The 23,506-nt window shown below is 63.7% G+C and carries 16 protein-coding genes; 7 read left to right on the top strand and 9 right to left on the bottom strand.

Going from position 1 to position 23,506, the window contains the following annotated elements; translation table 11 throughout:
* From HAHE_RS07060 to HAHE_RS07050, 3 genes are read right to left on the bottom strand one after another with little or no spacing between them, the layout of a single operon-like run.
* Window positions 1-3,129, bottom strand: a complete 3,129-nt coding sequence (locus tag HAHE_RS07060; protein WP_338689733.1) for a multidrug efflux RND transporter permease subunit — start codon at window positions 3,127-3,129, stop codon at window positions 1-3.
* A 21-nt stretch (window positions 3,130-3,150) separates the two neighbouring features.
* On the bottom strand, window positions 3,151-4,338 hold the full coding sequence (locus HAHE_RS07055) for an efflux RND transporter periplasmic adaptor subunit (protein WP_338689732.1): 1,188 nt from the start codon (window positions 4,336-4,338) through the stop codon (window positions 3,151-3,153).
* Window positions 4,339-4,357: 19 nt separating this feature from the next.
* Window positions 4,358-5,794, bottom strand: coding sequence for an efflux transporter outer membrane subunit (locus tag HAHE_RS07050; protein ID WP_338689731.1), 1,437 nt, complete (start codon window positions 5,792-5,794; stop codon window positions 4,358-4,360).
* A gap of 109 nt (window positions 5,795-5,903) precedes the next feature.
* Here HAHE_RS07050 and HAHE_RS07045 point away from each other — a divergent pair, with 109 nt between their 5' ends.
* The 4 genes from HAHE_RS07045 (at window position 5,904) to HAHE_RS07030 (ending at window position 11,978) form a co-directional block, all read left to right on the top strand.
* Window positions 5,904-7,220, top strand: coding sequence for a sulfatase (locus HAHE_RS07045; protein ID WP_338689730.1), 1,317 nt, complete (start codon window positions 5,904-5,906; stop codon window positions 7,218-7,220).
* A 144-nt stretch (window positions 7,221-7,364) separates the two neighbouring features.
* On the top strand, window positions 7,365-9,935 hold the full coding sequence (locus HAHE_RS07040; protein WP_338689729.1) for a DUF1592 domain-containing protein: 2,571 nt from the start codon (window positions 7,365-7,367) through the stop codon (window positions 9,933-9,935).
* Window positions 9,932-11,278, top strand: a complete 1,347-nt coding sequence (locus tag HAHE_RS07035) for a DUF1552 domain-containing protein (protein ID WP_338689727.1) — start codon at window positions 9,932-9,934, stop codon at window positions 11,276-11,278. The genes HAHE_RS07040 and HAHE_RS07035 overlap by 4 nt, the downstream gene beginning before the upstream one ends.
* A gap of 4 nt (window positions 11,279-11,282) precedes the next feature.
* Window positions 11,283-11,978, top strand: coding sequence for an SGNH/GDSL hydrolase family protein (locus tag HAHE_RS07030; RefSeq protein WP_338689726.1), 696 nt, complete (start codon window positions 11,283-11,285; stop codon window positions 11,976-11,978).
* A 14-nt stretch (window positions 11,979-11,992) separates the two neighbouring features.
* Here the strand turns inward: HAHE_RS07030 and HAHE_RS07025 are convergent, their stop codons facing one another.
* Window positions 11,993-12,448, bottom strand: coding sequence for a VOC family protein (locus HAHE_RS07025; protein ID WP_338689725.1), 456 nt, complete (start codon window positions 12,446-12,448; stop codon window positions 11,993-11,995).
* A gap of 118 nt (window positions 12,449-12,566) precedes the next feature.
* On the opposite strand from HAHE_RS07025, the gene HAHE_RS07020 reads away from it, so the two are divergent.
* From HAHE_RS07020 to HAHE_RS07010, 3 genes are all read left to right on the top strand, one after another.
* Window positions 12,567-14,096 (top strand): DUF2235 domain-containing protein, encoded by a 1,530-nt coding sequence (locus HAHE_RS07020; protein ID WP_338689723.1) that lies wholly within the window; start codon window positions 12,567-12,569, stop codon window positions 14,094-14,096.
* A gap of 18 nt (window positions 14,097-14,114) precedes the next feature.
* Window positions 14,115-14,687, top strand: a complete 573-nt coding sequence (locus HAHE_RS07015) for a DUF4256 domain-containing protein (protein ID WP_338689722.1) — start codon at window positions 14,115-14,117, stop codon at window positions 14,685-14,687.
* Window positions 14,688-14,817: 130 nt separating this feature from the next.
* The gene (locus HAHE_RS07010) at window positions 14,818-16,146 is read left to right on the top strand and encodes a hypothetical protein (RefSeq protein ID WP_338689721.1); all 1,329 of its coding nucleotides are present in this window, start codon (window positions 14,818-14,820) and stop codon (window positions 16,144-16,146) included.
* A 17-nt stretch (window positions 16,147-16,163) separates the two neighbouring features.
* Here HAHE_RS07010 and HAHE_RS07005 read toward each other — a convergent pair whose 3' ends face one another.
* The 5 genes from HAHE_RS07005 to HAHE_RS06985 all read right to left on the bottom strand — a co-directional run bounded on the left by HAHE_RS07005 (window position 16,164) and on the right by HAHE_RS06985 (window position 23,344).
* Window positions 16,164-17,579: a sulfatase-like hydrolase/transferase gene (locus HAHE_RS07005; protein WP_338689719.1), complete on the bottom strand. Its 1,416-nt coding sequence runs from the start codon at window positions 17,577-17,579 to the stop codon at window positions 16,164-16,166.
* Between the two features lie 155 nt (window positions 17,580-17,734).
* Window positions 17,735-17,980, bottom strand: coding sequence for a glycine zipper domain-containing protein (locus tag HAHE_RS07000; protein WP_338689717.1), 246 nt, complete (start codon window positions 17,978-17,980; stop codon window positions 17,735-17,737).
* 124 nt (window positions 17,981-18,104) lie between these two features.
* Complete coding sequence (locus HAHE_RS06995) at window positions 18,105-18,953, bottom strand: hypothetical protein (RefSeq protein WP_338689716.1); 849 nt, start codon at window positions 18,951-18,953, stop codon at window positions 18,105-18,107.
* Window positions 18,954-19,076: 123 nt separating this feature from the next.
* Window positions 19,077-19,574 carry a c-type cytochrome gene (locus tag HAHE_RS06990; RefSeq protein ID WP_338689715.1) on the bottom strand — a complete coding sequence of 166 codons (498 nt, stop codon included), beginning with the start codon at window positions 19,572-19,574 and terminating at the stop codon, window positions 19,077-19,079.
* A gap of 116 nt (window positions 19,575-19,690) precedes the next feature.
* Window positions 19,691-23,344: a POTRA domain-containing protein gene (locus HAHE_RS06985; protein ID WP_338689714.1), complete on the bottom strand. Its 3,654-nt coding sequence runs from the start codon at window positions 23,342-23,344 to the stop codon at window positions 19,691-19,693.
* Between the last annotated feature and the right edge of the window lie 162 nt (window positions 23,345-23,506).

The following is a 23,506-nucleotide window of genomic DNA, read 5'->3' as shown; positions in this document are numbered from 1 at the left end:
CTATGACTCCTCGGCCGGCTCTTGCTTTTTGCCGCGGGTGGCTTCGACGAGGCGCTGGATGACGTAGTAGAGCATCGGGACGGCGGCGAGGGAGACGAGGGTGGCGGCGAGCATGCCGCCGAAGACGGCGGTGCCGAGGATCTTGCGGGACTCGGCGCCGGCACCTGATGCAATCAGTAGGGGAATGACGCCGAGAACGAACGAGAGAGCCGTCATCATCACGGCGCGGAAGCGCAGGCGGACGGCCTCCACGGCGGAGTCGAAGATGCTCATACCCTCATCGCGTTTCAGTTTGGCGAACTCGGTGAGCAGGATCGCGGTCTTGGTCGACATCGCGATGAGCAGGATGATCCCGATCTGCGTGTAGACGTTGTTTTCCATGTCGCGCAGGCTGACTGCTACGACCGCACCGAGCAGGGCGGTGGGGACCGAGAGGCACACGGAGATCGGTAGCGTCCAGCTTTCGTACTGCGCGGCCAGTACCAGATAGACCATGAGGATGGCGAAACCGAAGATTGCCCCGAGGCCGGCGCCGGCCTGCTTTTCCTGGAAGGAAAGATCCGACCACGAGAATCCCATCGAGCTGGGCAAAGTGGTGGCGGAGATCGCTTCCATGGTCCCCATCGCGTCGCCCGAGCTGTAGCCCGGCGATGGATTCCCGAGGATCTTCACCGAGGGCATCATGTTGAAACGAACGACGTTTTGGGGGCCGAGCACGTCCTGAAGCTCGGCGACGGCGCCGAGCGGGATCATCCGGCCGTCGGCCCCGCGAACTTGGAGGGCATTGATGTCATCGGGCTGGTCGCGGAACGGCGCGTCGGCCTGGGCGGTGACCTTGAAGACTCGGCCGAAGAGCGTGAAGTCGTTGACGTAGGCCGATCCGAGATGGACCTGCATCGTGTCGAAAACCTCGCCCATCGAGGTGCCGGTGCGCTTGACCTGCTCGCGATCGATATCGACGTAGATCTGCGGAACGCTGGCGCGGAAGGTCGTCCGCACGCCGGACAGCTTCGGGTCGGCATTGCCGGTGGCGATGACCTCGCCGGCGACGGCCTGGAGCTGGTCGAGCCCGACGCCTTCCTTGTCCTGAAGCATGTAGGTGAACCCGCCGGAAACACCGACGCCGGGAAGCGACGGCATCGCAAAGGCGAAGGCGCCGGCTTCCTGGATGGAGAACAGCTTCTTCTGCAGGGTTTCCAACAGGACCTTCTGGTGGAGTGAGGGAGCATCGCGTTCGCTCCAGTTCTTGAAGGTCACCACGCAGAAGCCGGTGTTCGCCGCCGCGGCGCCGTCGATGATCGAGTAGCCGGTAATCGACAGGCAATCGACGGTCCCCTCGGTGTCGGCGACGATCTTTTCGACCTTGGCGACGACGTCGAGCGTGCGGTCGAGCGTGGCGCCATCGGGCAGCTGGACGCCGATCATACAGTAGCCTTCGTCCTCCTGGGGGACAAAGCCGGTCGGCAGGCCGCCGAGGCCGTAGATCGACCCGCCGGTCATGGCGATGAATGCCAGCACACCGATCGGGGCGAAGCGCAGCGCGAGGCGCACGATCTTGCGGTAGGCGGAATTCGAGGCGTCGATCGACCGGTTGAAGACCTTGAACAGTCCGCGGGGTTCCTTTTTCTCCGGCTTGAGGAGAATCCCGCACAGCGCGGGGCTGAGGGTAAGCGCGTTGATCGAACTGAAGACCGTGGCGATGGCGATGGTCGCGGCGAACTGCTTGAACATCGTGCCGGTGATGCCGGTCATGGTGGCGGTCGGCACGAACACCGCGAGGAGCACGAGGGTGGTGGCGACCACCGGCCCGGAGACCTCCTTCATCGCCTCGGCGGCGGCCTCCTTTCCAGACAACCCCTTCTCGAGGTGAACGAAGGTGTTCTCCACCACGATGATGGCGTCGTCGACGACGATTCCGATCACCAGCACGAGGCCGAAGAGCGTGAGGATGTTCAGCGAGAACCCCATCGCCAGCAGCACCGAGAAGGTGCCGATCAGTGAGACCGGGATGGTGATGGTCGGGACCAGCGTGGCGCGGGCGTTCTGGAGGAAGAGGTAGACGGTGAGCACCACCAGCACGAGGGTGGCGAAGAGCGTGATCACGACCTCCTTGATCGAGGCGTTGATGACGTCGGTCGAGTCATAGACGACCTTCGACTCAACGTCCGCGGGAAAGGCCTGCTCGAGCTCGGCCATTTTCTCCCGGACGCCGGTGGCGACCTCGATGAGGTTCGAGCCGGGGATCTGATAGATCGCGAAGGTGGCGGAGGGGACACCGTTGAGCTGGGAGTTGATCGCGTAGGCGTCGGAGCCGAGCTCGACCCTGGCGACGTCGCGCAGGCGGATCGTGCCGCCCTCGTCGCCGGTGCGGACGATGATGTTCTCGAACTCCTCGGCTTCCACGAGGCGGCCCTGGGTCGAGAGGATGTATTCGAAAGCTGTGCCGGGGGTGGTCGGCGCGGCACCGACGCGGCCGGCGGCGACCTGGATGTTCTGCTCGCGAATGGCGGCGAGGACATCGGTGGCGGCGAGGTTGCGGGCGCGGAGCAGGTCGGGATTGAGCCAGATCCGCATGCTGAACTCACCGACGCCGAAGACCGTGACGTCGCCGACACCCGGAACACGGGAGAGCTCGTCGCGGATACGAAGGTTGGCGTAGTTCGACAGATAGGCGGCGTCGTAGGTGCCGTTCGGCGAGGTCAGGCCGATGAACATCACCGTGTCGGTGGACCTCTTCTTCACCTTCACACCGGTGCGCTTGACCTCCTCGGGGAGGCGTGGCTCGGCGACCGCGACGCGGTTCTGGACCAGCACGTTGGCGGTATCGAGGTCCGTGCCGGGCTCGAAGGTCACGGTCAGGTTCATGCTGCCGTCGTTGCCGCTGACCGACGACATGTAGATCATGCCCTCGACGCCATTGATCTCCTTCTCGATCGTCGCCGCGACGGTATCGGCCACCGTTCTCGCATCGGCGCCCGGGTAGGCGGCGGAGATCTGGATCGTCGGCGGCGCGAGGTCCGGGTAGCGCGCGATCGGCAGGTTGAGCAGCGCCACGGCGCCGAGCACCGTGATCACGATCGAGATGACCGCGGCGAAGATCGGGCGCTTGATGAAGAAGAGGCTGAACATGGAACTGGGGGAGCCGTGGTTCTACTCTTCCGCTTTCGCGGCCTGTTCCGCAGGAACGGGAGTGACGGGGGCTCCTTCGCGGGCGCGCTGGAGGCCGGAAACGATGATCCGTTCGGTGCCGTCGAGGCCCTTGTTGACGACCGTTTCGAGTTCCTTCGGCTTGTTGGGATCCTGATCCGGTTTTTCCACGGAGTCTCCCGTTTCAACTGCCCGGCGGCGGACGATGTTCTGGTCGTCCACGACCCAGACGAAGTTGCCGCCGATGTCGCGCAGGATGCAGCTCGAGGGGACGACGAAGGCCTCCTTTTCGGTGACGTTCTCCGGGTTCGGGCCGGCCGGGTATCCGACAAGGCCGTAGAGTCCGGCGGCGAGTTGGTGGTCGTCATTCGGGAACACCGCGCGGACGCGCGCCGTGCGTGTGGCGGGGTCGACCTCGTTCTCGATGTAGTCGATCTTCCCCGGCTTGTCGTAGATCGAACCGTCGGCCAGCTTCAGCCGGATGTCCGATTGGTAGACCGGCTCGTTCTCCTTGTCGGCGGTGCGGCGTTCCAGGAATCGGATCAGCGGCCGCTCGGGCACCTCGAAGTAGGCATACATCACCGAGTCGTCGATGATCGTCGCGAGCAGCGTCGACTCGGTCGCGCCGACGAGGTTGCCGGGGTCGACCAGCAGGCGCGACATCCGTCCGCTGATCGGCGCCTTGATGAGCGTGTAGTCCTCCGTCAGTACCGACTCGTTGAGTTGGGCCTTGGCCTGGGCCACGGCGGCCTCGGCCTCGGCGAGTTCGGCGGCGGCGATCTCGACGTCGAGCTCCGACACGGCCCGGGATTTTCCCGCCTTCGAGATCCGTTCGAAGGTCTTCTGCTTGAGATCACGGGTGGCTTCCGCCCGTTCGACCGCGGCCTGGGCGGCGGCGGTCGCCTGCTGGTAGGGATCGGGCTCGATGATGAACAGCTCGGTGTCCTTCTCGACCAGATTGCCGGCGAAATCGAGGTCCTCATCGGCCAGCGACAGGATGCCACGCACGCGGGCGCGGATCTCGACCTGCTGGGCGCCTGCCAGGGTGGCGGGGAAGTCGCGGTAGATCGTGACTTCGCGTTTCACCGGCTGGGCGACGGTGACCGGCAGCGGTTGCGGGGGTGGGGCCTCCGATTTCTTTTCGCAGGCGCTCAGCAGCACCGCGGCGAGCAGGAGCGGGGATGTTTTCACGGTTTCGGGAGTTTCGGGATCAGTCCTTCGTGCCGGACTTGGCGGAGCGCATGCGGGTGCCTCCGCCGAGGGATTTGAAGAGGGCGACGTAGGCGGCGGCGATCTGGCCCTGCGAGACCGCGCGCTCGTCCTCGTTGGCGAAGATGGTGCGCTCGGCATCGAGCACGTTCTGGAAGTCGATGAGCCCTTCGCCGTAGTTGTCCTTCACCAGCGACACCGTTTTCTCCGATGCAGTGACGGCGGTGTTGAGGGCGCCGAGCCGGTCGCGTTCGTTGCGCACCGATGAGAGCGCGTTTTCCACCTCCTCGACCGCCTTGAGCACGGTGCTTTCGTAATTCAGGTAGGCCTGCTTGGTGCGCGATTCCTCGATCGCGATCTGGTTCTTGATGCGGCCGGCGCTGAAGATGTTCCAGCGGAACGACGGGCCGAACGAGTAGTTGCGGGAGTTCGACTCGGTCAGGCTGGAGGCGGCGGTCGACTGGAGCTGGAAGGTGCCCGAGAGCGTGAAGCGGGGGAACAGGTCGGCCTCGGCCACGCCGATGAGGGCGGTCTGGGCCGCCAGCGAGCGTTCCGCGGCTCGGATGTCGGGGCGGGAACGGACGAGGTCGGACGGAATGCCGGTGCCCGCCGAGCGGGGCGGCACCGGGATGCCCTTCGAGCTGCCGATGAACGAGGACGCGGCGCCGGGGTAGCGGCCGATCAGGGTGGCGAGACGGTTGAGCGCGACATCGCGCTGGTTGCGCAAGGCAGGGACAAAGGCCTCGGTGCTGGCGAGGTTGGTGGTCGCCTGCGAGACATCGAGTTCCGGTGCGAGACCGGCGTCGAAGCGGTCCTGGGTGAGCCCGACCGAGTCGCGTTGGTTCTTGATGTTGTTCTCGGCGAGCCGGATGCGCTCGTCGAGCGTGCGGATCTGGATGTAGGCGTAGGCGACCTCGGCCAGCAGGCTGACCATGGTGTCGCGGTAGAGCTCCTCGGTGCCCTCGACGGTGGCGTTGGACGCCTCGATCGACCGACGGACGCCGCCGAAGAAGTCGATTTCCCACCCGGCGTCGAGGCCGGTCGACCAGAAGTCGCCCGTCTTGCCGGCCGGCGGCGAGGGCGTTCCGAGGTTCTGGCTGGTGCGGCCGCGCGAGACGCCGCCGCCGAAGTCGATCGTTGGGAAAAGCTGGCTGCGGGCGATGCCACGGCTGGCGCGTGCCTCGTTGATCCGCTCGTAGGCGATGGCGAGGTCGCGGTTCGATCCGCGCGCGGTGTCGATCAAGCGGTTGAGGGTCGGGTCATTGAAACGCGTCCACCATTTCTCCAGCGACGAGCTCCCCGAATGGAGGTCCGAGCTCAAGCTCTGGTGCCACGAGTCGGGCGTGATCGTGTCGGGCGAGGTGTAATCGGTGCCTACGACCATGCAGCCCGAGATGAGGGCGACCACGGGAGTCAGGGGGAGGATCCGGACGATCATTCGCCTACGGTCTAACCATGCGGGGCATCCAAGACCAATCCTTTCTGGTGATTGTACCCGCAGGAACTCTGTTCTTTTCCGGAGCGGCGGATGCCTTTGAATGGCGGGCATGTTTGCACGAGCCATCCGCCTTTGCTTTCTCCTTACGCTCACCCTCTGGATCCCGGCGTCCCTTGCCGCCGAGAAACCGAACGTGGTCATCCTTTTCGCCGACGACATGGGCTACGGGGATCCAGGCTGCTACGGCCATCCGCTGATCAAGACGCCGAATATCGACCGTCTCGCGGGGGAGGGAATCCGGCTGACCTCGTTCGTCACCGGATCGTGGTGTGTGCCTTCCCGGACGCAGCTCATCACCGGGCGCTACATGCCGCGGGTGAAATTCAATGGCGGCACCGGCTCGGACGGCAAAGGCGGCCTGCCCGACTCGGAGAAGACGTTGGCGGAGGCGCTCAAGGAAGCCGGCTATGCCACGCACATGGTCGGCAAGTGGCACCTCGGGTACAAGGAGAAGCGGTTCCTTCCGGTGAACCAGGGATTCGATACATGGTTCGGGCTGCCGTATTCGAACGACTACATCAAACCGTGGGTGCAGACCAACGAACCGCTCGGGCTCTATCGCGGCGATGAGATGGTCGAGCATCCCTTCGATCAGGACCCGCTGACCACGCGCTACACCGAGGAAGCGGTGGGTTTGATCGAGAAAGCCGAGGGACCGTTCTTTCTCTACCTCGCCTACGCGATGCCCCACCTCCCGATCCATGTGTCGGATGCCCGGCGCGGGAAGTCGGCGGGCGGACTCTACGGCGACGTGATCGAGGAAGTCGACTGGTCGGTCGGTGAAGTGCTGGCGGCCCTTGAGAAGAAGGGCGTGGCCGACAACACGCTGGTCTTCTTCGCCTCGGACAACGGCCCGTGGGTCGAGATGCCGCCGCGGATGCTGAGGACGCAGAACAAGCTGTGGCACGCCGGTTCAACCGGTCCGCTCCGCGGCTCGAAAGGCGAGACCTACGAAGGCGGCCCCCGCGTTCCGGCGATCGTGCGCTGGCCGGGGACCGTGCCGGCCGGCCAGGTGTCGGGCGAGCTGGTCGGCATGCCCGACATCTACCGGACCTGCCTCGCCGCCGGTGGAGCCACTCTGCCCGAGCACGTTCTCGACGGTCACGACCTGACACCTTTCCTCTCGGGCAAGGCGGATGCTTCTCCGCGAGAGGACTACTACTATTTCCGTAGTGGACTGGAGGCGGTGAGGGTCGGGCGGTGGAAACTGCGGACGGTCACCGGCAAGCCGGAGCTGTTCGACATGGTGACGGACCCCTATGAGCGGGTGAACCGCGCGGACGAACTTCCGGACAGGGTCGCCGAGCTTCGGAGCCGGATGGGCCAAATGGCGAAGGAGGTTTCCGTGAAGGTTGCGGGCGGTTGAGTCGGGCTTTTCGTCGCGCAAATCCACGACACAAAGACGCATTTTTGCGCCTATCGGGGGTCGATGGGCCGCAAGATGGCACTGCTGCGGCTCGTTCGGGAGGTTCCGAATCCTCGTTTGCCGCCCTTGAGCCGCCCCATCTCCATGCTTTTCCGATCCCAAGCGGCCCGAACCCGCTTGGTTGCGGGCTTTTGCGTCCGCCTCGCGCTGGTGGTCGGCTTGATCGGGTCTTCGGATGCGAAGGAGATCCCCACCGGGGTCGAGGGGCATCAGTCGGGGGTGAAGCCGTTTTTCGAGGAGTACTGCATCCGCTGCCACGGACCGGACAAGAGCAAGGGGAAGATCACGCTTCACACGCTCGATGGAGATCTGGCCGAGGGCCAGGAACTCGAACGCTGGGAGGACATCCTCGACGTGCTCGATTTCGAGGAGATGCCGCCGGAGGATGAGAAGCAGCCGAGCGATGCCGAACGCCAGGCCGTGGTGGACTGGATCGATGGGGGCCTGCGCGACTACGTGGACCATGCAAGCAAGGCGAGCGCCGCGCCTCAGGCCCGACGGCTGACGAACTTCGAGTATCAGAACACGATGCGCGATCTGTTCGGGTTCGAACTCGATCTGGTCAAGGCGCTGCCGGAGGACCCGAAGAAGCCGTATCATTTCAACAACACCGCCGAGTTCATGCTGCTCGGTCCGGAGCAGGTCGACCGTTACCTCGACAATGCCCGGCGGATGTTGTCGAGCGCGATCGTCGATCCGGAGAAGCCGGAGGTGATCCGGCACGAATGGAACTTCGAACCCGCGCGCTACACCCTGGCCGGCAGCCATGACGACGAGGTCGGGGTGTTTGACGGAGGTCGCCGCTCGGTGTCACGCGGAGTGAACATGCGCGAGTGGCCGTCGACGGGTGAGTACCGGATCCGGATCAAGGCGGGTGCCATCCTTCCTCCCGGTTACGACGAGGTGCCGCTGCGAATCGTGATGGGCTCGCACCTGCGCCACGATGCCGGCACCGGTGACTACCATCCGGTCGGGACCGTCCACGTGAGCAACGACGTCGATCACCTGAAGGAGTTCGAGTTCCGCGGACGGATCGAGAACCACCCCTACCAGGTCGGCAAGGTGCTCAAGTCGGGCAAGGAGCCGGACTCGATGTGGATCTACCCGCAGAACCTTTTCGACAACGGTCAGCTCAATGACCACCACTCGACCGGTTGGGAGTTCGACGTCCCTCGCGCCGTGGTGCGGAAGATCGAGTTCGAAGGGCCGATCGTCGATGTGTGGCCGCCGGAGCATCACACGCGCATTCTTCCGGAAGACTCGCTGCGCCATGCCGACCCGGATGCCTATGTCCGCGGCGTTCTCCAGCGCTTCATGACCCGTGCGTTCCGGCGCCCGGTGGCGTCGGAGGAACTCGATCGTTTCGCGAGCCTCTACAAGATGCTCGAGCCGGGGTTTGACAGCCTTGAGGCGACGATGCGCGAGACGCTCGCGATGGTGCTGATCTCGCCGCAGTTCCTCTACCACACCGTCGCCGGAGACGAGATCACGACTCCCGAGTATGAGCTCGCGTCGAAGCTCTCGTATTTCCTGTGGGGCAGTCTGCCGGACGAAGAACTGCTCGCGCTCGCTGCCGAAGGAGACCTCGATGATCCGGAAGTGATCGTCAATCAGGTCGGGCGCATGCTGGCCGACGAGCGGGCGGGTGACTTCATCGACAACTTCGCCACCCAGTGGCTGAGCATCGAGAAGATGAAGGCGGTGAACATCAATCTGAACCTGTTCCCGCGATTCCTCTACACCGTGCATCGCGGCGAGCGATCGGGTCAGGAGGTGCTCTTCCGTCCGACGATCCGCGACTACATGCACGAGGAAACGGTCGGCTTCATCCGCGAACTCGTGCGTCGCAATGCCAGCGTGCTCGACATCGTCGACTCGGACTTCGCATGGCTCAACGAACCGCTCGCCGCCCACTACGGGATCGAGGGAGTGAAGGGTCTCGGGTTCAGAGCGGTCGCGATCAAGCCGGACGACAACCTCGGCGGGCTGCCGACGCAAGGCTCGGTGCTGGTCGGCAATGGTACCGGCTCGGCGCCGCATCCGATCTACCGGGCGGTCTGGCTGCGTGAGGCGATCCTTGGCGACGAGGTCAAGCCGCCGCCGGCCGAGGTGCCGGCGCTGTCCGATACGGCCGGTGAGTCCGCCGACCATGCGGTCACGATCAAGGACCTGCTGGCACTTCACCGCACCGAAGAAACCTGCAACGACTGCCACGTGCGCCTGGATCCGTGGGGCATTCCCTTCGAGCGCTACAACGCGGCCGGACAGTTCCAGGCGTTCATCCCGCAGGACGGGGCGAGGGTGCCCCGTTTCAACGAAGGCCAGCACGGCGATCTCAAGGGCTACAACGACGCGCTCGCCAAGATCTTCAAGATCGAGGTCGATGCCTCGGCGCGGGTTCCGCACGGGCCGGAAGTCGACGGCATGCGCGAGTTGAAGGACTACCTGCTGGGCGATCGTGACAAGGACATCGCCGAGAACGTACTGCGGCGTCTGCTCGGCTATGGTCTCGGCCGAGCGCTGACCTATCGCGACCGCTACGCGGTCGAAGAGCTTTTGAAAACCTCCGAAAAGGACGACTATGCCTTCCAAGACATGATCGTGGCCGTGTGCAAGAGCGACACGTTCCGCAATCCGACTCCGAACCAACCATGACCGAAAAATCCTGGCACATGAACCGTCGCGACGTGCTTCGCGGCGGAGGCATCGCGCTCGCGCTTCCCTTCCTCAACAGCATGAGCTGGGCCCGCGGGCTGGCCGGCGGAGCGAACCAGCCGAAGCGCCTGGTGGTGAGCTACATTTCCTACGGCGTCTACGATCCGAACACGCCCGGCGGCAAGGCGCACGAGTGGAGTTGGTACCCACGCCATGATTCCGGGCCGATCACCTTCAACAAGGCCTCGGCTCCGTTCAAGGGACTGGAGCAGGACCTCAGCTACCTCCGCGGACTTGACCATGCCGGCGGCTACGGACTGGGCGGACACAGCAGCGGGGATGTCTTCGCCACCGGTGCCGACATGTCGGGACCGGAGAAGACCAACAACATCTCGATCGACCAGCTCGCGGCGAAAGTGAACGGGCATCACACGCGCTACGCGTCGCTGGTGATGGGCAGCGAGGGCGGCACCGGCTCGTACGGGATGTCGAAGACGCTTTCCCACCGCGGGCCGGGTCAGCCGATTCCTTCGCTGAAGGATCCGCAGGACATCTTCAACCGGCTCTTCAATCCGTACGCGAGCAAGACGGTCAACGACGTGCGCGCCGAACTGAAGCGAGAGGCGAGCGTGCTCGACCTGATGATGGAGAATTACAAGTCGTTGCACGGCAAACTCGGCGCGGAGGACAAGCAGAAGATGGAGGAGTATCTGGACTCGGTCCGGGCGCTCGAGCAGCGGGTCGAGCGTACCAGTCAGTGGACGCACGAGCCGCTGCCGGAAGTCGACACCAAGGGTCTCAACCTCGAAGCAAGCTACGAGAACCCGACGGAATACATCCGCTGCATGTATGACCTGCTCTACCTCGCTTTGCAGACCGACTCGACGCGCTTCGCGACCTTCATGACCGAGAGTGAGCACTCGACCGGCAATCTCGTCGGTAACTTCGCCAATCGCGTGCTCGGCTATACCGGCGCCACCCACGACATCGCGCACAAGCGGCCCGACGGCTTTTCCGGCGACTGGGAGAAGTGGCGTGCCGAGCAGCATTCCTACTTCCTCAAACGACTCAAGGACACGCCGGAGGGCGAGGGCAACATGCTCGACAACACCGTCGTGCTGTGGGGCTCGGCCCACCCGCACGGTTCGCACAGCACCAAGGACTATCCGATCCAGATTGCCGGCGGCAACCGCCTGGGCTTCAAGCACGGCCACCTGCACGCCTTCGAGGGCGACCGCAAGAAGCCGCTTTCCAACCTGTTCGTGTCGATGCTCAACGCGGTCGACACGCCGGTCGAGAAGTTCGCCGACAGCACCGGCGAACTGACCGAGATCCGCGCCTGATCCGATGTTCCGACTCCGCTCCGCTCTCTTCGGTATCGGCCTGCTGGCATCGGCCGCCGGGCTGCTCCGTGCGGAGGAGTCGCGTGTCCTTTGCCTGACGGACAACATCCACGCCCGGATGGTCGCGCAGCCCTTGGCGAGGGAGTTGGGGAAGGACGTGAAGGTCGAGATCCCGCGGAATGGGCCGAACGACTCCGGAACCGCGATTGCCGAACTCGACACCCTGCTCGGGGAGACGAAGTGGGACGTGATCTACTTCAACTACGGCATCGGCGAACTGTTCTACAAGGACCCCGCGACCCAGGAGATCCGCGCGATGAGCAAGAACGCCGGCGGGGTGCGTGTGGCGACGCCGGAGCAGTACGGGAAGAACCTCGACGAACTGGTGAAGCGGCTCAAGGCCACCGGCGCCAAGCTCCTGTGGGGAACCACGACGCCCCTGGTCAACGTGCACTCGTTTCCCAGCTACCAAGGCAATCTTTTCGATGCCGACTCGGAGGTTGAATACAACTCGATCGCCGCCGCAGTGATGAAACGCCACGGCGTGCCGGTGGTCGACGTCCATGCCCATGTGATGGCCCAGTTCGGACCGGATGAGAAACACCCCGGCTTCGCGAGCTACGACAAGACCCTCAATCAGAAGGACAAGTCTCCGGTGCACGAGCCGGTGGTCCGCGCGATCCGGTCGTCGCTGAAGTAACGGTTGGAAGGTCCTCAGCCCTCCATCATCGCCTTGAACCGGCGCTCAAGTTCCTCAGGGCTGATCTCTTCGATGAGTTGACGGATGTTCCAACGGTAGCCGAACGGATCGAGGACGATCGCGGTGCGCCAGCCCCACGGCTGATCGGCGGGTTCGGAGAGGGTCTTCATTCCTTCCGCCACCGCCTTCGAGAAAGCCGCGTCGCAGTCGGCGACATTCACTCCGAAGAGGCAGGATGCCACCTGATCCTCGTCCATCGCTTCGGCGCTCCAGTCAGGGTAGGCTTCGGAGAGGTAGAGGATCTGTTCGCCCACCTTGAACTCGGCGTGGGCGATGCCGCCACCCATATGCTCGGGCAGCGCCATCCGGTAGAGCTCCTCCGCCTCCAAGGCGCGGCGGTAGAGATCGAGCGCCGCTTTGCCATCGGCGACCGTGAGTGAAATCGAGAAGCCTCCGATCATCGGGTCCATCCGGGCACGCTAGCTGGGCCTGGGGATCGGTCAAGATGCCTGAAGGTCGCAACCCCGTCACCCGGGCGGCCGTCCCGCAGCGTTGACGCCGGGAAGCCGAGGCCCGAGGCTCGTCACCATGGCACTGTATGCATTCGACGGGACTTGGAACGACTCGAGCGCGCCGGACGGCGAACGCGATTGGAGGAAGGACACGAACGTGCACCGGTTCCGCAGTGTTTATGCCGACGGGAAACCGCCAGGTGTCCACTACCTCGATGGTGTCGGAAGCAGGGGCGGGCTCCTCGGGAAGTACATCGGGGGCATCACGGGCCTCGGGGCCGAGGCGCGGATCCGCGAGCAGTGGGACAATCTGGTGGCCAACTTCAAGTCAGGCGATACGACCATCGACATCGTCGGCTACAGCCGTGGTGCAGCGATTGCCCGGATGTTTGTCCACCGCATCGAGGAGACATTCGAAGGCCTGCAGCTCAATGGCACCCCGCTGACGTCCGCTCCCACGGTGCGTTTTCTCGGGCTCTTCGACACGGTGGCATCCTTCGGAGTGCCGTGGACCGCGGACGAGGGCGATTTCCGGCCGGACATTCCGGAGTTCGTCGAGAACACCTTCCACGCGATGGCACTTGATGAGACCCGCGAGACTTTCGGGATCGAACGCTGCCTCGGCAACCGGAAGAAGATCACCGAGGTCTGGTTCCGGGGCGGACATGGAGACATCGGTGGCAATGCGACCTACGCCGGGAGGCACGACACCGAGTCGAACCGGTTGCGGTCGGACATCGCACTCCGGTGGATGCTCGCGAAGGCCCGTGCCTGCGGACTGCCGGTCGCGAAAGTCGGGGATGGAGAGATTGACGGCGATCCGGACGAGGCGCCGGTCACTGCGAAGGAGGGGAAGATTTCGATCGGCAATGCCGGAACGCATTCGCGACGGATCCACCTTGGCGATCTGGTGCATCACTCGCTTGAGAGGATCGAGCTGACCCGGGGGCTCGACGGGCGCCTGCTTCGGCGGATTGCGGTGCCGACCCGTGTCGAGGACGAGGAGTTGGAAGCCAGCGCCGAAGCTTTGCACTGGGTCCCGACCGAGGAACCGGAGATGCCCGGCCGTCCCTCGGGGCCATCTTTGGTCGAACTGAGTTCGCGGCGCTATCCGTTCGACGTGCCTCCGGCGCGCAGGTGGAAGGCATGGCTGAAACGCTGGGGTTTCGAAAAAGTTCCCGAGATCGATGGTGAGAGTTTCGATGACGAGCGGCTCGACCTGTTCTGGTCCCCGAGTCCCGCCGATCGTGAACTGGCATGGGATCTGATCGTCGAACTCAAGACTCGGATCACGACGCAGAAAATGAAGGACGAGGACGGTGACGATGCCACCGCCTTGGAGAGCTACTACAAGCTGTTTCCCCATTCGCGGGAGTTCTTCCACCGCCACGGCCGGTCTTGCAGCAACAGCGCCACGCTGATCAGCTTCTTCCTCAACAAGCATGTCCGTCCGTTCACGGGCTCTTGGCATCCGCGCGTGCTGAAGGGAGAGTTGGACGGCCCTGATGCGGTGCATACCGAGTTCAGGAAGGAGATGGAGGAGGTCCGGCTCAAGATGCTTGAGCTTGTTGAAGCCCTTGAGGACCTCGCGGACATCCGCTTGTGATGATTCGGAATTGAACTGATGAAACGTGATCCTGCTTCCGCAAAGCTCCCGCCCCGTATGGAGGAGGAGCTGATGGCTTCGCTCAAGGCCCGCTTCGAGGCCCACCCGGAGCGACATCCGGAAGTCGGGTGGAAGGAGGTGGCGGCGCGGATCTCCGAGAATCCGGAAAAACTGCGGAGTCTTCATCGCATGGAAGAGACCGGCGGAGAGCCTGACGTCGTCGGCCGAGATGAAGTCACGGGAGAGTTGCTCTATTTCGATTGTTCACCGGAGACCCCGGACGGCCGCCGCAGTGTTTGCTACGATCGCGAGGGCCTGGAGTCCCGGAAGACCCACCGGCCGGATCACAATGCCGTCGAACTGGCTGCGGAGATCGGCATCGAGCTCCTCACCGAGGAGCAGTACCTTCACCTTCAGTCCCTCGGTGAGTTCGATGTGAAGACCTCGAGTTGGCTGAAGACCCCCGAGGATGTCCGCAAGCTAGGTGGTGCCATCTTCGGTGACCGCCGTTTCGGACGGGTATTCATCTATCACAACGGCGCCCAGTCCTACTATGCCGCAAGGGGCTTCAGGGGTTGTCTGAGGCTCTGATCGTCGTAACCCGATCGCTCACGGTCTTGACCTGAGGACTTTCGGTCGCCAATAGATGACCGGGACTATGGGTAGGAACGGGTCAAATCACAAGGTGGCCATCTCCTATGGCGGGGGTGAGCGGAGCTTCATGCGGGAGGTTGACCGGGCATTGCTCGATTATTTCGCTCCCGACGAGGTGTTTTATGATGAGAGAAACACCGCGCTCTTCGGCAGGCCTGATGCGGGCAAGTGGCTGGCCGGAGTCTATCGGGACGCGTCGCTTGCCGTGATCTTCTATTCCGATTCGCATGCGGGCTCCCCGTGGTGCCAACGTGAGCTGAATGCCGCGCGCGACCGGGATGTGTCGGGCGGGGAGCCGGTCCAGTTGTTCCATTTCGGTGATGCCGCCAATGATTCGATTCTCGGCTTCGGCATGGAGTACTGGCTCAGCATCGACCGGAAGTATCAGAGCGATCCGGACAAGGTCGCGGCCGCGGTTGCGGAATTCTATAACAAGGAGGTCCGGGAACGTGGGGAACCCCAGGTCACGAAGCGGCGCAGGCCGACGAAGGCCCGGCTGGCGGCGGAGCTTATTGTCCTTCTCGCAATCGTGGGCGGGTTGTCGGCATGGACTTCGTTTGGAGGTGCCGAGGAATACGACAGCGTTCTCGGCGTGGCTTCCCTGGGAGCGTTCTTTGTCGCGGTGTTCTTCCTGATGCTGCGGGTCTATCTGTATCTCGGGAGGCTGGACAAGCCGGTCACCTATGATCCGCTGCCCGAGGAAGCCAATCCTGACGGTTCGCTGGTTGAATCAACCGAGGACCGGCTAAGGCGGGAGAGGGAGGAGTGGCGTGACTACAGTCATCAACTCGAAGTCTATCACCAGTCGAAGATGTCGGTGGTGGGTGAGACCATGCGATCCCTCCGTGGCAGTCGAATCGTCGTCAGGTCCGGTCTCCTGATGGGCATGGCGCTGGCGACCTATCATCTCGTTCTCGAGTTGGTCGTCCGCAATCATGCCGCGGATGAAAAGACGATGACGGCCCCACCCGTCGACATGAATGGAGGCGGGACGGCCGAGCCGCAGGCCAGTCCATTTCTCGATTCCATGGGCGATTCCAAGAACTGGGATCTGCTCAAGGCTTACACGGAACATCACGCGCACATCTGTCTGGCGGGAGGAGCGGTGTGCCTCGCCTTTCTGTTGTCGCTGTGGTTCGCGGGTGGAGACGCACGGAATCGGGCCGTGTCCTTCGCAGTGGGGATCAGCGCGCCGTTATTGGTCGGTTGCGCCTACGTGGCGTTCATGGTCGGAAGCCGGTATGATGACCTTTTCCCGGAGGGTTCCCAACCGTTTACGGGCGAGCTGGGGAATTTCCTCGTCGTCGAGCGGCTTCTGCTCATCCCGGCGATCTGCTACATCGCCGCTTGGCTGGGGTGCCTGCTCCGGAAGCACTTCCAGAAAGTCCCCGCCTGACCCGGATTGCCTCGCGCTTACCGCTTCCCGTAGTCCTCGCCATTCAGGCTCTTCACGACCGACGCGAGCCACGTCTCGAGGGCTTTCTTCATCGGCTCCAGCTTATCCGGCTTCGTGTTGACGAGGTCGTTCTTTTCCGAAGGGTCGGCGACGAGGTCGTAGAGTTCCCAGCGGGGTGCCTTGTTGCCTTTCTGGATGCGGTGGAGCTTCAGGTCGCCGTCCGTCCATGCCGAGTGCCCGGGGAACGAATCGGTCGGGTAGGGCGTTTTCGGAAGCTCCGCGGCTTTGGCGCTGGCGGCGTTGGGTTCGAGATCGCCGCCGGCTTGCTGGGCCTTGAGAAGTTCCCGCATCCAGTTCTCGGAAGGTGTGCTGATGCCTCCGGTCGGATAATCCCAGAAGCCCATCGGCGCGGGCCGACGGTCGAGTTTGCCGTCGATGAGTGGGACCAGGCTGGTGCCGTCCAGCGGCACGCCCGCCGGAGGATTGCTACCGACGATGTCGAGCAGGGTGGGGAAGAGGTCGGAAGTGTTGCAGCGAACTGAAGTCTGTCGCGGTTTCGGAATGCGCGCAGGCCACTCGAGGATAGCGGGCACCAGCAAGCCGCCCTCGAGAACCTGCCCTTTGTTGCCGCGGAACGGACCCATATCCCCGAGTCCCGGCAGGCCGCCGTTGTCGCTGGTGTACCAGAGCACGGTGTTGTCACGGATACCCAGTTCATCGAGGGCGTCGCGCAGTTTTCCGAAGGCCCGATCCATGCCGGTGATCTCGCCGAGGAAGTGCTGCTTCTTCGCCGGTTGGTCGCGATAGTGGGCGAGGTCTTCCTCGACCGCGCGGTGGGGGTGGTGGGGACTTCCGAACCACACCACCGCGAAGATCGGCTGATCCTGCTTCAATGATTCGCGGATCCAGTCGAGTGCCGCATCGACCGCGATGATCGAGCTCTCACCTTCCTTCTTCACCGCCGTTCCCTTGTGGCTGAGGACCGGGTCATTGTCGTAGAAATTCGGAGCACTCAGCCATTCATCGAAGCCGTTCTTGCCGGGGTTGACCGGGCTCGAATTGCGGACGGATCCGAGGTGCCACTTTCCGAAGTGACCGGTGACATAGCCCGCCTGCTTCAGGGCTTCGGCGATGGTGGTCTCCTGCGGCCGGATCGGGTGGCCCCACTTGAAGACTCCCATGCGGTTGGGATGGCGTCCGGTCATCACGCTCGCACGGGTCGGGGAGCAGACCGGCGCGGCGGCGTAGAAGCGGTCGAAGCGAAGGCCTGCGGCGGCGGCCTTGTCGAAGTTCGGCGTCTTGAGCACCGGGTGGCCCTGATAGGCCATGTCGCCCCAGCCTTGGTCGTCGGCCATCACGAGGATGATGTGAGGCTTGTCTGCGGCGGAGGTCGGAAGCGCGTGGCAGACGAGCAGGAAGAGGAGGCGCAACATGGGATTCATGAGCCTTCTCAACGGAGATGAGGGGCTCCTCCTTGCAGATGGCGGCTTCTGCGGCCCGAGATCTTCCCGAACGCATCGGTTCCGAATCGCAACCGCCCTGCCGGACAGATGTCCGGCAGGGCGGCCAAGGATGGTTCAGATAAAACTCAGTAGCCGCGTCGGTCTTTCTGGCTGCCGACCGCGTAGCCGCCGGCGGCGCCGACACCCGCACCGATGGCCGCGCCTTCGGCGGTGTGTCCGGACTGGTGGCCGACGACGGCGCCGGCGGCACCACCGATCACAGCGCCGGTCGCGGCATCGCGCTGGGCGTTCGAGTAGCCCGGTCCGCAGTTGCTGAGGGTCAGGGCAGTGGTGACGGAGGCGATCGAGATCAGGATGGTTCGATATTTCATAGCGGTTCTAACCATCGCTGGATCCGTGCCTAACGGATTCATGCGGGTTCCAGCCGCCAACCCTCTCCGCTGCCATGCAAATTGCTTTGGAGAGTGATTCAAAAGGCAACCCGTGCCCGTCGGGTCAGCGCGACTCGCGGCGCTTCTGCGAGTAAGCGGCCGATGCCGCCATGAAAGCTTTCACCGCCTTCGAGAATTCCTTCCCGGCCGCCATGCGCACGTCGCGGTCCTCGGAACGCATGCCCTCCTTCGCCCGGTCAACCGCCGCCTGCCTTTCATCGCGGACCTGCTCCAGTTCCTCAAGGCTGAGCGTGGCGAGATAGGCTTTGTCCTTGTCCTGTGCCGCGGCTTCGTCCGCCCGCGCCCGCTCCTGTTCGGCCTTTGCCTGTTCCCGGCGTGCGTCGCGTTCCTTGCGCATGTCCTCCGCCCGCCGCAGCCGTTCTTCACGGGCCTCCCGTGCTTGATCCGCCTCACGTTCGCGGTTCTCAGCCATTTCCTGCTGTTGCCGTTCATGATCCGCGAAGGCCTCATTCATCTCCCGCTCCGCTTCGTCCCGGTCCTTTGCGATCGAATCGGTCATTTCCCGGAGCCGCCGGGAGGCGTCGTCCATCGAAGCAGGCGGCTTCGATTTGGTTCCGGGCGACTCGACGACCCGTGGCGGGATCTTCGGCTTCGGTTGGGGAGGAAGCTGATACTGCTCCGGCACACCCGGGCGGGAACCGCCAAAAACGGTCGGGTTCGCCTTGATGGTGAATTTCATCGAGAAGTAACCGGCGACCAACCCGCAGACTCCGTAGAGCGCCGCCTTCTGCCAAGCCGCGCCGTTCATGGCTCCACCTTTTTTCCTGATGCCGAGGATGATCATCAGCATCGCGAAGCCACCGACGAGCAACCCGATCCCGAGGGCGAGGATCAGGTGCCACAGGACAAGTTCGTTTCGGCTCGCTGCGAGCAGGCTGGGGAAGGGGTCCATGGACAGGTTCGGGTTGTTCTCCGGGAGCAGTCGGTGACTTCTCCGAGTTTCAAGCCAGCCTGCCGCGACGGTCCCACATCTGTCCATGACGGATTGGCGGGCGATTCCGATCCAAGTGTCGGGTCACTCGCCGCATCCGCCATCGCAGGACTTGCCGCATCCGCACGATTCCTTGTCTGCGGGTGATTTCGCGTTACGACCCCGGCCTTTCCCGTGTCCCATGCCGCCGTGTCCCGGCATCGGGAAGTCGGTGGCGTGAAGGTAGCGGGCGATCGCGGAGATCTCCTCCTTGGGCAGCGGCAATGGAGGCATTAGACCGAAATTGCGGACCGCTCCCGGCATCCTCGACTTCTTCTCATCCGGCTTCGGGACCCACTTGGAGACGGCCTTGATGAATGCCGCCTCATCGAGGTCGTCGTAGTGCCTCTTCACCATGGCGAACGGTGGCGCGAGGCGCTGGGCGCCCTCTCCCGGATTGGCATGGCAAACCATGCAGCGGGACGCGATCAGTTCGGCGGGGGAAGGTTTCGTGGCGCCGTGTTTTTCATCCTTCTCCTCGGCGATGACGGAGGGGGAGATGACGGCGAGCAGGAAAATCAGGAACGAACGGAAAGGTTTCATGGCGGTGGCGGTGGTCGGGAACCTGCCAACAGCTTAGCCACGCAAAATGATGCGAAGATGATGGGGGATCGGGATTTTCCGCAAGTTCATCGCACTGCGGATCGCGGCCGCAGCCCTCAGGGTTCGCCGAACACTTCCTTCCGCAGGGCCTTGAGCGTGTGATACACAGCGCAGCCTCCTTCGCCGTGGGTCGAGTGGAACTCCTCGATCTCCCGGCTCATCTCGCCGGCTTTGGCCCGGTCGGCCGCAGCCGCGCGTTTGAGGCACTCCCTGGTGGTGTCCTTAAGTTCTTGGCGGAGCATGAAACAGATCAGCGATTCGTCGTCCTTGGCCTTCTGGAAGATGTCATTGAGGGCATTCGAGACATCGGCTTCGACTTCGGAGCCGAGCTTTTTCCATCCGTTCAGCAAGCGGCCGACCATGGCCTCGGGATGCTCCAGACGAAGACGATCGAGAGGGGATGTCGGCATGCGGGGCCCCTTCGGATCCTCCAGGATGAGGACCTCCAGTTCCGCATCGAGATTGGCGAACATCTTCTGGACCTTCTCGCGAACCTGTTGCGACTTCCAGTGGGCGAGCACGGCATCCTTCATGTCGTCGTACTCGATTCTCGGGTCATCTTTTCTTGCGACCAGGCGGACGACCGCGACCCCCGCACCGAGATGGGTCGGATCCGATGTCTCGCCCGGTGCAAGGTCTTCGATGGCTTCGAGAATTGACGGGTTCAGGGTGTCCGGATCGACGTCGTTCTGCGGGAAGATCTTGATTCCGGTATCCGGTTCGAGATCGGCCAGTTTGCCGACGGCTTCCAGCGACAGCCCGTCGTCGGGTAGCGATGCCAGCGCGGAAGCAAGCCGGTAGGCTTCGCACACCGACCGGACGTCATTCCCGTTGGCCGGCTTGATGAAGACGAGCTGGGATGAGTAGAGGCTGCAGAAGAGGCGCTTGTGTTTCCGGAAGTGGTCGAGCAGCACCTTGTCGTCGTCCGGGACGGCGACCTGCTTCGCTGCGGAGCCAACGACGTATCCCGTGATCGAGAGAAGCCGGTGCCACGCATCGAGCTGATCGCGGGTGTAGCCCGTCGCCTCGATCCACGCCTGGGCATCCTTGCCGACAAGTTCCGGGTATTCCTTGGCGAAGAATTCGTCGAGCGCGTCCGCCTCCGGTGCCGCATCCTGCTTGCGGAACTTCTCAAGGATCAGTGTCGCGCGAATGACCGATGCGAGCGCGGGATCCATGGTCCAGGGACGGGCCTCGTCCGGTTCCGGCGCGATGAGGTCGCCTGCCGCGCCCATTTGCATGTCTCGCGCGAGCCGCACAAGGTAGCGGGGGATCGGGGTGCCGTCGGCAGTGGCGGCCATGGTCTCAGGGTCCGCGGGCGGGTCGATCTTCCGCTCGAAGTAATCGTCGGCGAGGTCCTTCAGCATCGCTTCCCAGAGTCGGTCCATGTGGGGGGCGATGGACTCTGTGTCGAGCGACGCGCCTTGCTGCTTTCCGAGGGTCTGGTGGAGTTCGGGCAGCCAGCCATCGAGCCGGGCCGGGAGGAGTTCGGCCATTTCCTTCAGCTTCTCCGGACTCGCGGCGACGAATGACGCTCGTACCTGTTCGATCGGCTCCGCCCAGAACGAATTCGGGTGGGTGAGGATCCGCCAGTCCTTCCGGAAGCCGGTCTCGTTGCTACGTTCTTTGCCGTACTTCAGGAACCGTTGCGAAAGTTCGCGACTGTCGGACTCGACGAGTCGGGCACAAAGAATGGCGCCGAGAGGGCCGAGCTCCGGATCGGAGAGAAGTGTTTCGAGGTTGCGCAAGCAGTGCTCGTCTCCGCCGCCGCGGAGGATCAGGAGTTCCCGCGCCAGCACGGTCGGCCAATCCGCGTCAGGCGCGGATTCCTCGATCGCCCAGAAGAATCCGATGCTGGCGAGCAGCGATGCCGTCTGGCTGCGCATGTAGGGTTTGAAGCTGCTCGGGATCCTGAAGGTCTCGGGATCGTCCTTGCTGACGAAGAGGTCGCTCAACTCTTCGAGGGTGCCGAAGGCGTCCGCTTCGCGCAGGATATCGAGGAGTCTCGCCATGTCACTGAGCGAGTCCATCTGCTTGCGGATCTCGGCAGGAATCGCGTCGCCGGGCAAGTTCTCGTCGATCATTTCGGACACCACCTGCCGCCACTCGTCGATGCCCAGTTCATCGGCACGGCCGACGTCGTTACGCAATTCGTCCATCCTGGCCTCGACGCATCCGGGCTCGAGGTCGACGGATCCCCCGCCGATCCCGAGCAGCTTGCCTGTCGCCAGATCAAGTTCGAGCAGGTCCTCGATGATCACCGTGTCGCCTTCCCGGCGGATGGAGTCGGCCTTGAGAAGCGGAACGGACGGGCTCACCAGGATGCCCAGGCTTGGGGGCAAATCCTGCCGGTGCTTGTTCGACAGGAATTGAGAGGCCACCGAGATCGCGAGGGGTTTTTCTTCGTGGGTGGGCAGCAGGCGGATCCAGTTCTTGCGAAGCCGGATGCCGAGATGGGCCGAAAGCCGCAGGTCTTCTTTTCCGAGGACCGCATCAAACCCGTCCTGCGAATAACGGAGAGCCACCTTGTGTTGGCGCTCGGGTATTCCGACCTCGGCGAGCAGTCCCGATTTCGCCGACCACCCCACGGCAAGATGCGGGGCGCCGTCGCCCTCGATCTCGTAAGTGACCAGGAACTCTTCGCCATCGAGTTCCAGATTGACCCATTCGATGAACTTCAGCACGGCCTCCTGCTCCGGCGAGAGTTGCTGGTCCAGCGGCGGGGTATCGTCGATCTCACAAAGCCGGATGCGGATGTCGATCTCCGGCCCCGGTCCGTTCCGGTTTTCGGTTTGGATCGCGAAGGGGAAGAATCGCCCGCTGTTCCAGAGCCCGAGCATGGCGCGGTCAATGTCCTGTGGCGCCACCGGATCCCCGTGGTGCAATCCGGTGAGTTGGAGGATCTCCTCGCGTCCGAAGCGGTTTGCGCCCTCGATGATGATCTGACCGATCTCGGGATCCGGGCCCGGGTCTTCGATATCGATCATCAGATCGGCCACGCCGTCGGGACCGCGTCGATGGCGGGTGCGGACGCGCGCGTTGGCCCGTCCCTGCTCCGCGAGATGGAACTTGATATCGCTGAGCAGGGGGGAAACACCTTCGCCCTTGAAAGGAACCGGTTGACCCGGATTCCAACTCGCCTCGTGAAGTTCTCCCCATTTCTCGAAGTAGTCGGGGCCGTGGGCCCCTTCTTTGGGGAGTCGGGATTCCTCGGCCTCGGCTGCCTCGCGAATCCGCTCGAGCAAAGTGCCCATCGGGGTCCGCGGCTTGCCTTGGGTGAGGTCGGCGATCAGCCGCTCGCGGTCGATGCCGTCCACGCCTTCAATGATGATCTTGCCTTGGCGGTAGCGTTTGCCTTCCTCGATCGTGACGAGGAATGGCAGCGCTTCGTTCCCGGGCCGGTGGGTCATCCTGACCTTCGCGTCGGGGCAACCGGACTTGCGGTAACCGGCGATCAACAACTCCGGGATCTCCTTGAGAAAGTGGTCCAGCGGTTCCGTCGGACGCGCCGCCATCGCGAAGCTGGCATCGGCCGCGAGGCCCTTCCTCAGCTCGTCCGCCGTGAAAATCTCATTGCCCTCGAAGGCCATCCGGTGACAGCGGCCGACCCTGCCGACGAGCGCAGGCTCTTTCCCGGCATCGGGTTCGTCCGCTTGAGCCTGGGTGGGGATGAGACAGAGAGACAGAAGCGGGAGGAGTAGTGCCTTCATGAAGACGGGGGCTAGGGGTGGAAAGGGTAGCCGAACTCCTTACACCGGCTCATGAGCCGGGGGGAGGAAGAAGTTGGCGGCTCCGGCCGGGATATCGTTGCCGTGCGGTGGCGTATCCTGCTCAATTCGGGCAACCCCGGTGCTGACCCGTTGCAGTCCGCC

It is taken from the genome of Haloferula helveola (assembly GCF_037076345.1).
Lineage (GTDB): Bacteria > Verrucomicrobiota > Verrucomicrobiia > Verrucomicrobiales > Akkermansiaceae > Haloferula > Haloferula helveola.
Note: the sequence above shows the minus strand (reverse complement) of the source record. Positions and strands in the feature narration are given on the sequence as shown.

What these genes read in the sequence shown, in the direction of transcription:
- HAHE_RS07060 (WP_338689733.1), bottom strand. Translation starts at nt 3,129, where the DNA reads ATGTTCAGCCTCTTCTTCATCAAGCGCCCGATCTTCGCCGCGGTCATC.
- HAHE_RS07050 (WP_338689731.1), bottom strand. Translation starts at nt 5,794, where the DNA reads ATGATCGTCCGGATCCTCCCCCTGACTCCCGTGGTCGCCCTCATCTCG.
- HAHE_RS07045 (WP_338689730.1), top strand. Translation starts at nt 5,904, where the DNA reads ATGTTTGCACGAGCCATCCGCCTTTGCTTTCTCCTTACGCTCACCCTC.
- HAHE_RS07040 (WP_338689729.1), top strand. Translation starts at nt 7,365, where the DNA reads ATGCTTTTCCGATCCCAAGCGGCCCGAACCCGCTTGGTTGCGGGCTTT.
- HAHE_RS07035 (WP_338689727.1), top strand. Translation starts at nt 9,932, where the DNA reads ATGACCGAAAAATCCTGGCACATGAACCGTCGCGACGTGCTTCGCGGC.
- HAHE_RS07030 (WP_338689726.1), top strand. Translation starts at nt 11,283, where the DNA reads ATGTTCCGACTCCGCTCCGCTCTCTTCGGTATCGGCCTGCTGGCATCG.
- HAHE_RS07025 (WP_338689725.1), bottom strand. Translation starts at nt 12,448, where the DNA reads ATGGACCCGATGATCGGAGGCTTCTCGATTTCACTCACGGTCGCCGAT.
- HAHE_RS07020 (WP_338689723.1), top strand. Translation starts at nt 12,567, where the DNA reads ATGGCACTGTATGCATTCGACGGGACTTGGAACGACTCGAGCGCGCCG.
- HAHE_RS07015 (WP_338689722.1), top strand. Translation starts at nt 14,115, where the DNA reads ATGAAACGTGATCCTGCTTCCGCAAAGCTCCCGCCCCGTATGGAGGAG.
- HAHE_RS07010 (WP_338689721.1), top strand. Translation starts at nt 14,818, where the DNA reads ATGCGGGAGGTTGACCGGGCATTGCTCGATTATTTCGCTCCCGACGAG.
- HAHE_RS07005 (WP_338689719.1), bottom strand. Translation starts at nt 17,579, where the DNA reads ATGTTGCGCCTCCTCTTCCTGCTCGTCTGCCACGCGCTTCCGACCTCC.
- HAHE_RS07000 (WP_338689717.1), bottom strand. Translation starts at nt 17,980, where the DNA reads ATGAAATATCGAACCATCCTGATCTCGATCGCCTCCGTCACCACTGCC.
- HAHE_RS06995 (WP_338689716.1), bottom strand. Translation starts at nt 18,953, where the DNA reads ATGGACCCCTTCCCCAGCCTGCTCGCAGCGAGCCGAAACGAACTTGTC.
- HAHE_RS06990 (WP_338689715.1), bottom strand. Translation starts at nt 19,574, where the DNA reads ATGAAACCTTTCCGTTCGTTCCTGATTTTCCTGCTCGCCGTCATCTCC.
- HAHE_RS06985 (WP_338689714.1), bottom strand. Translation starts at nt 23,344, where the DNA reads ATGAAGGCACTACTCCTCCCGCTTCTGTCTCTCTGTCTCATCCCCACC.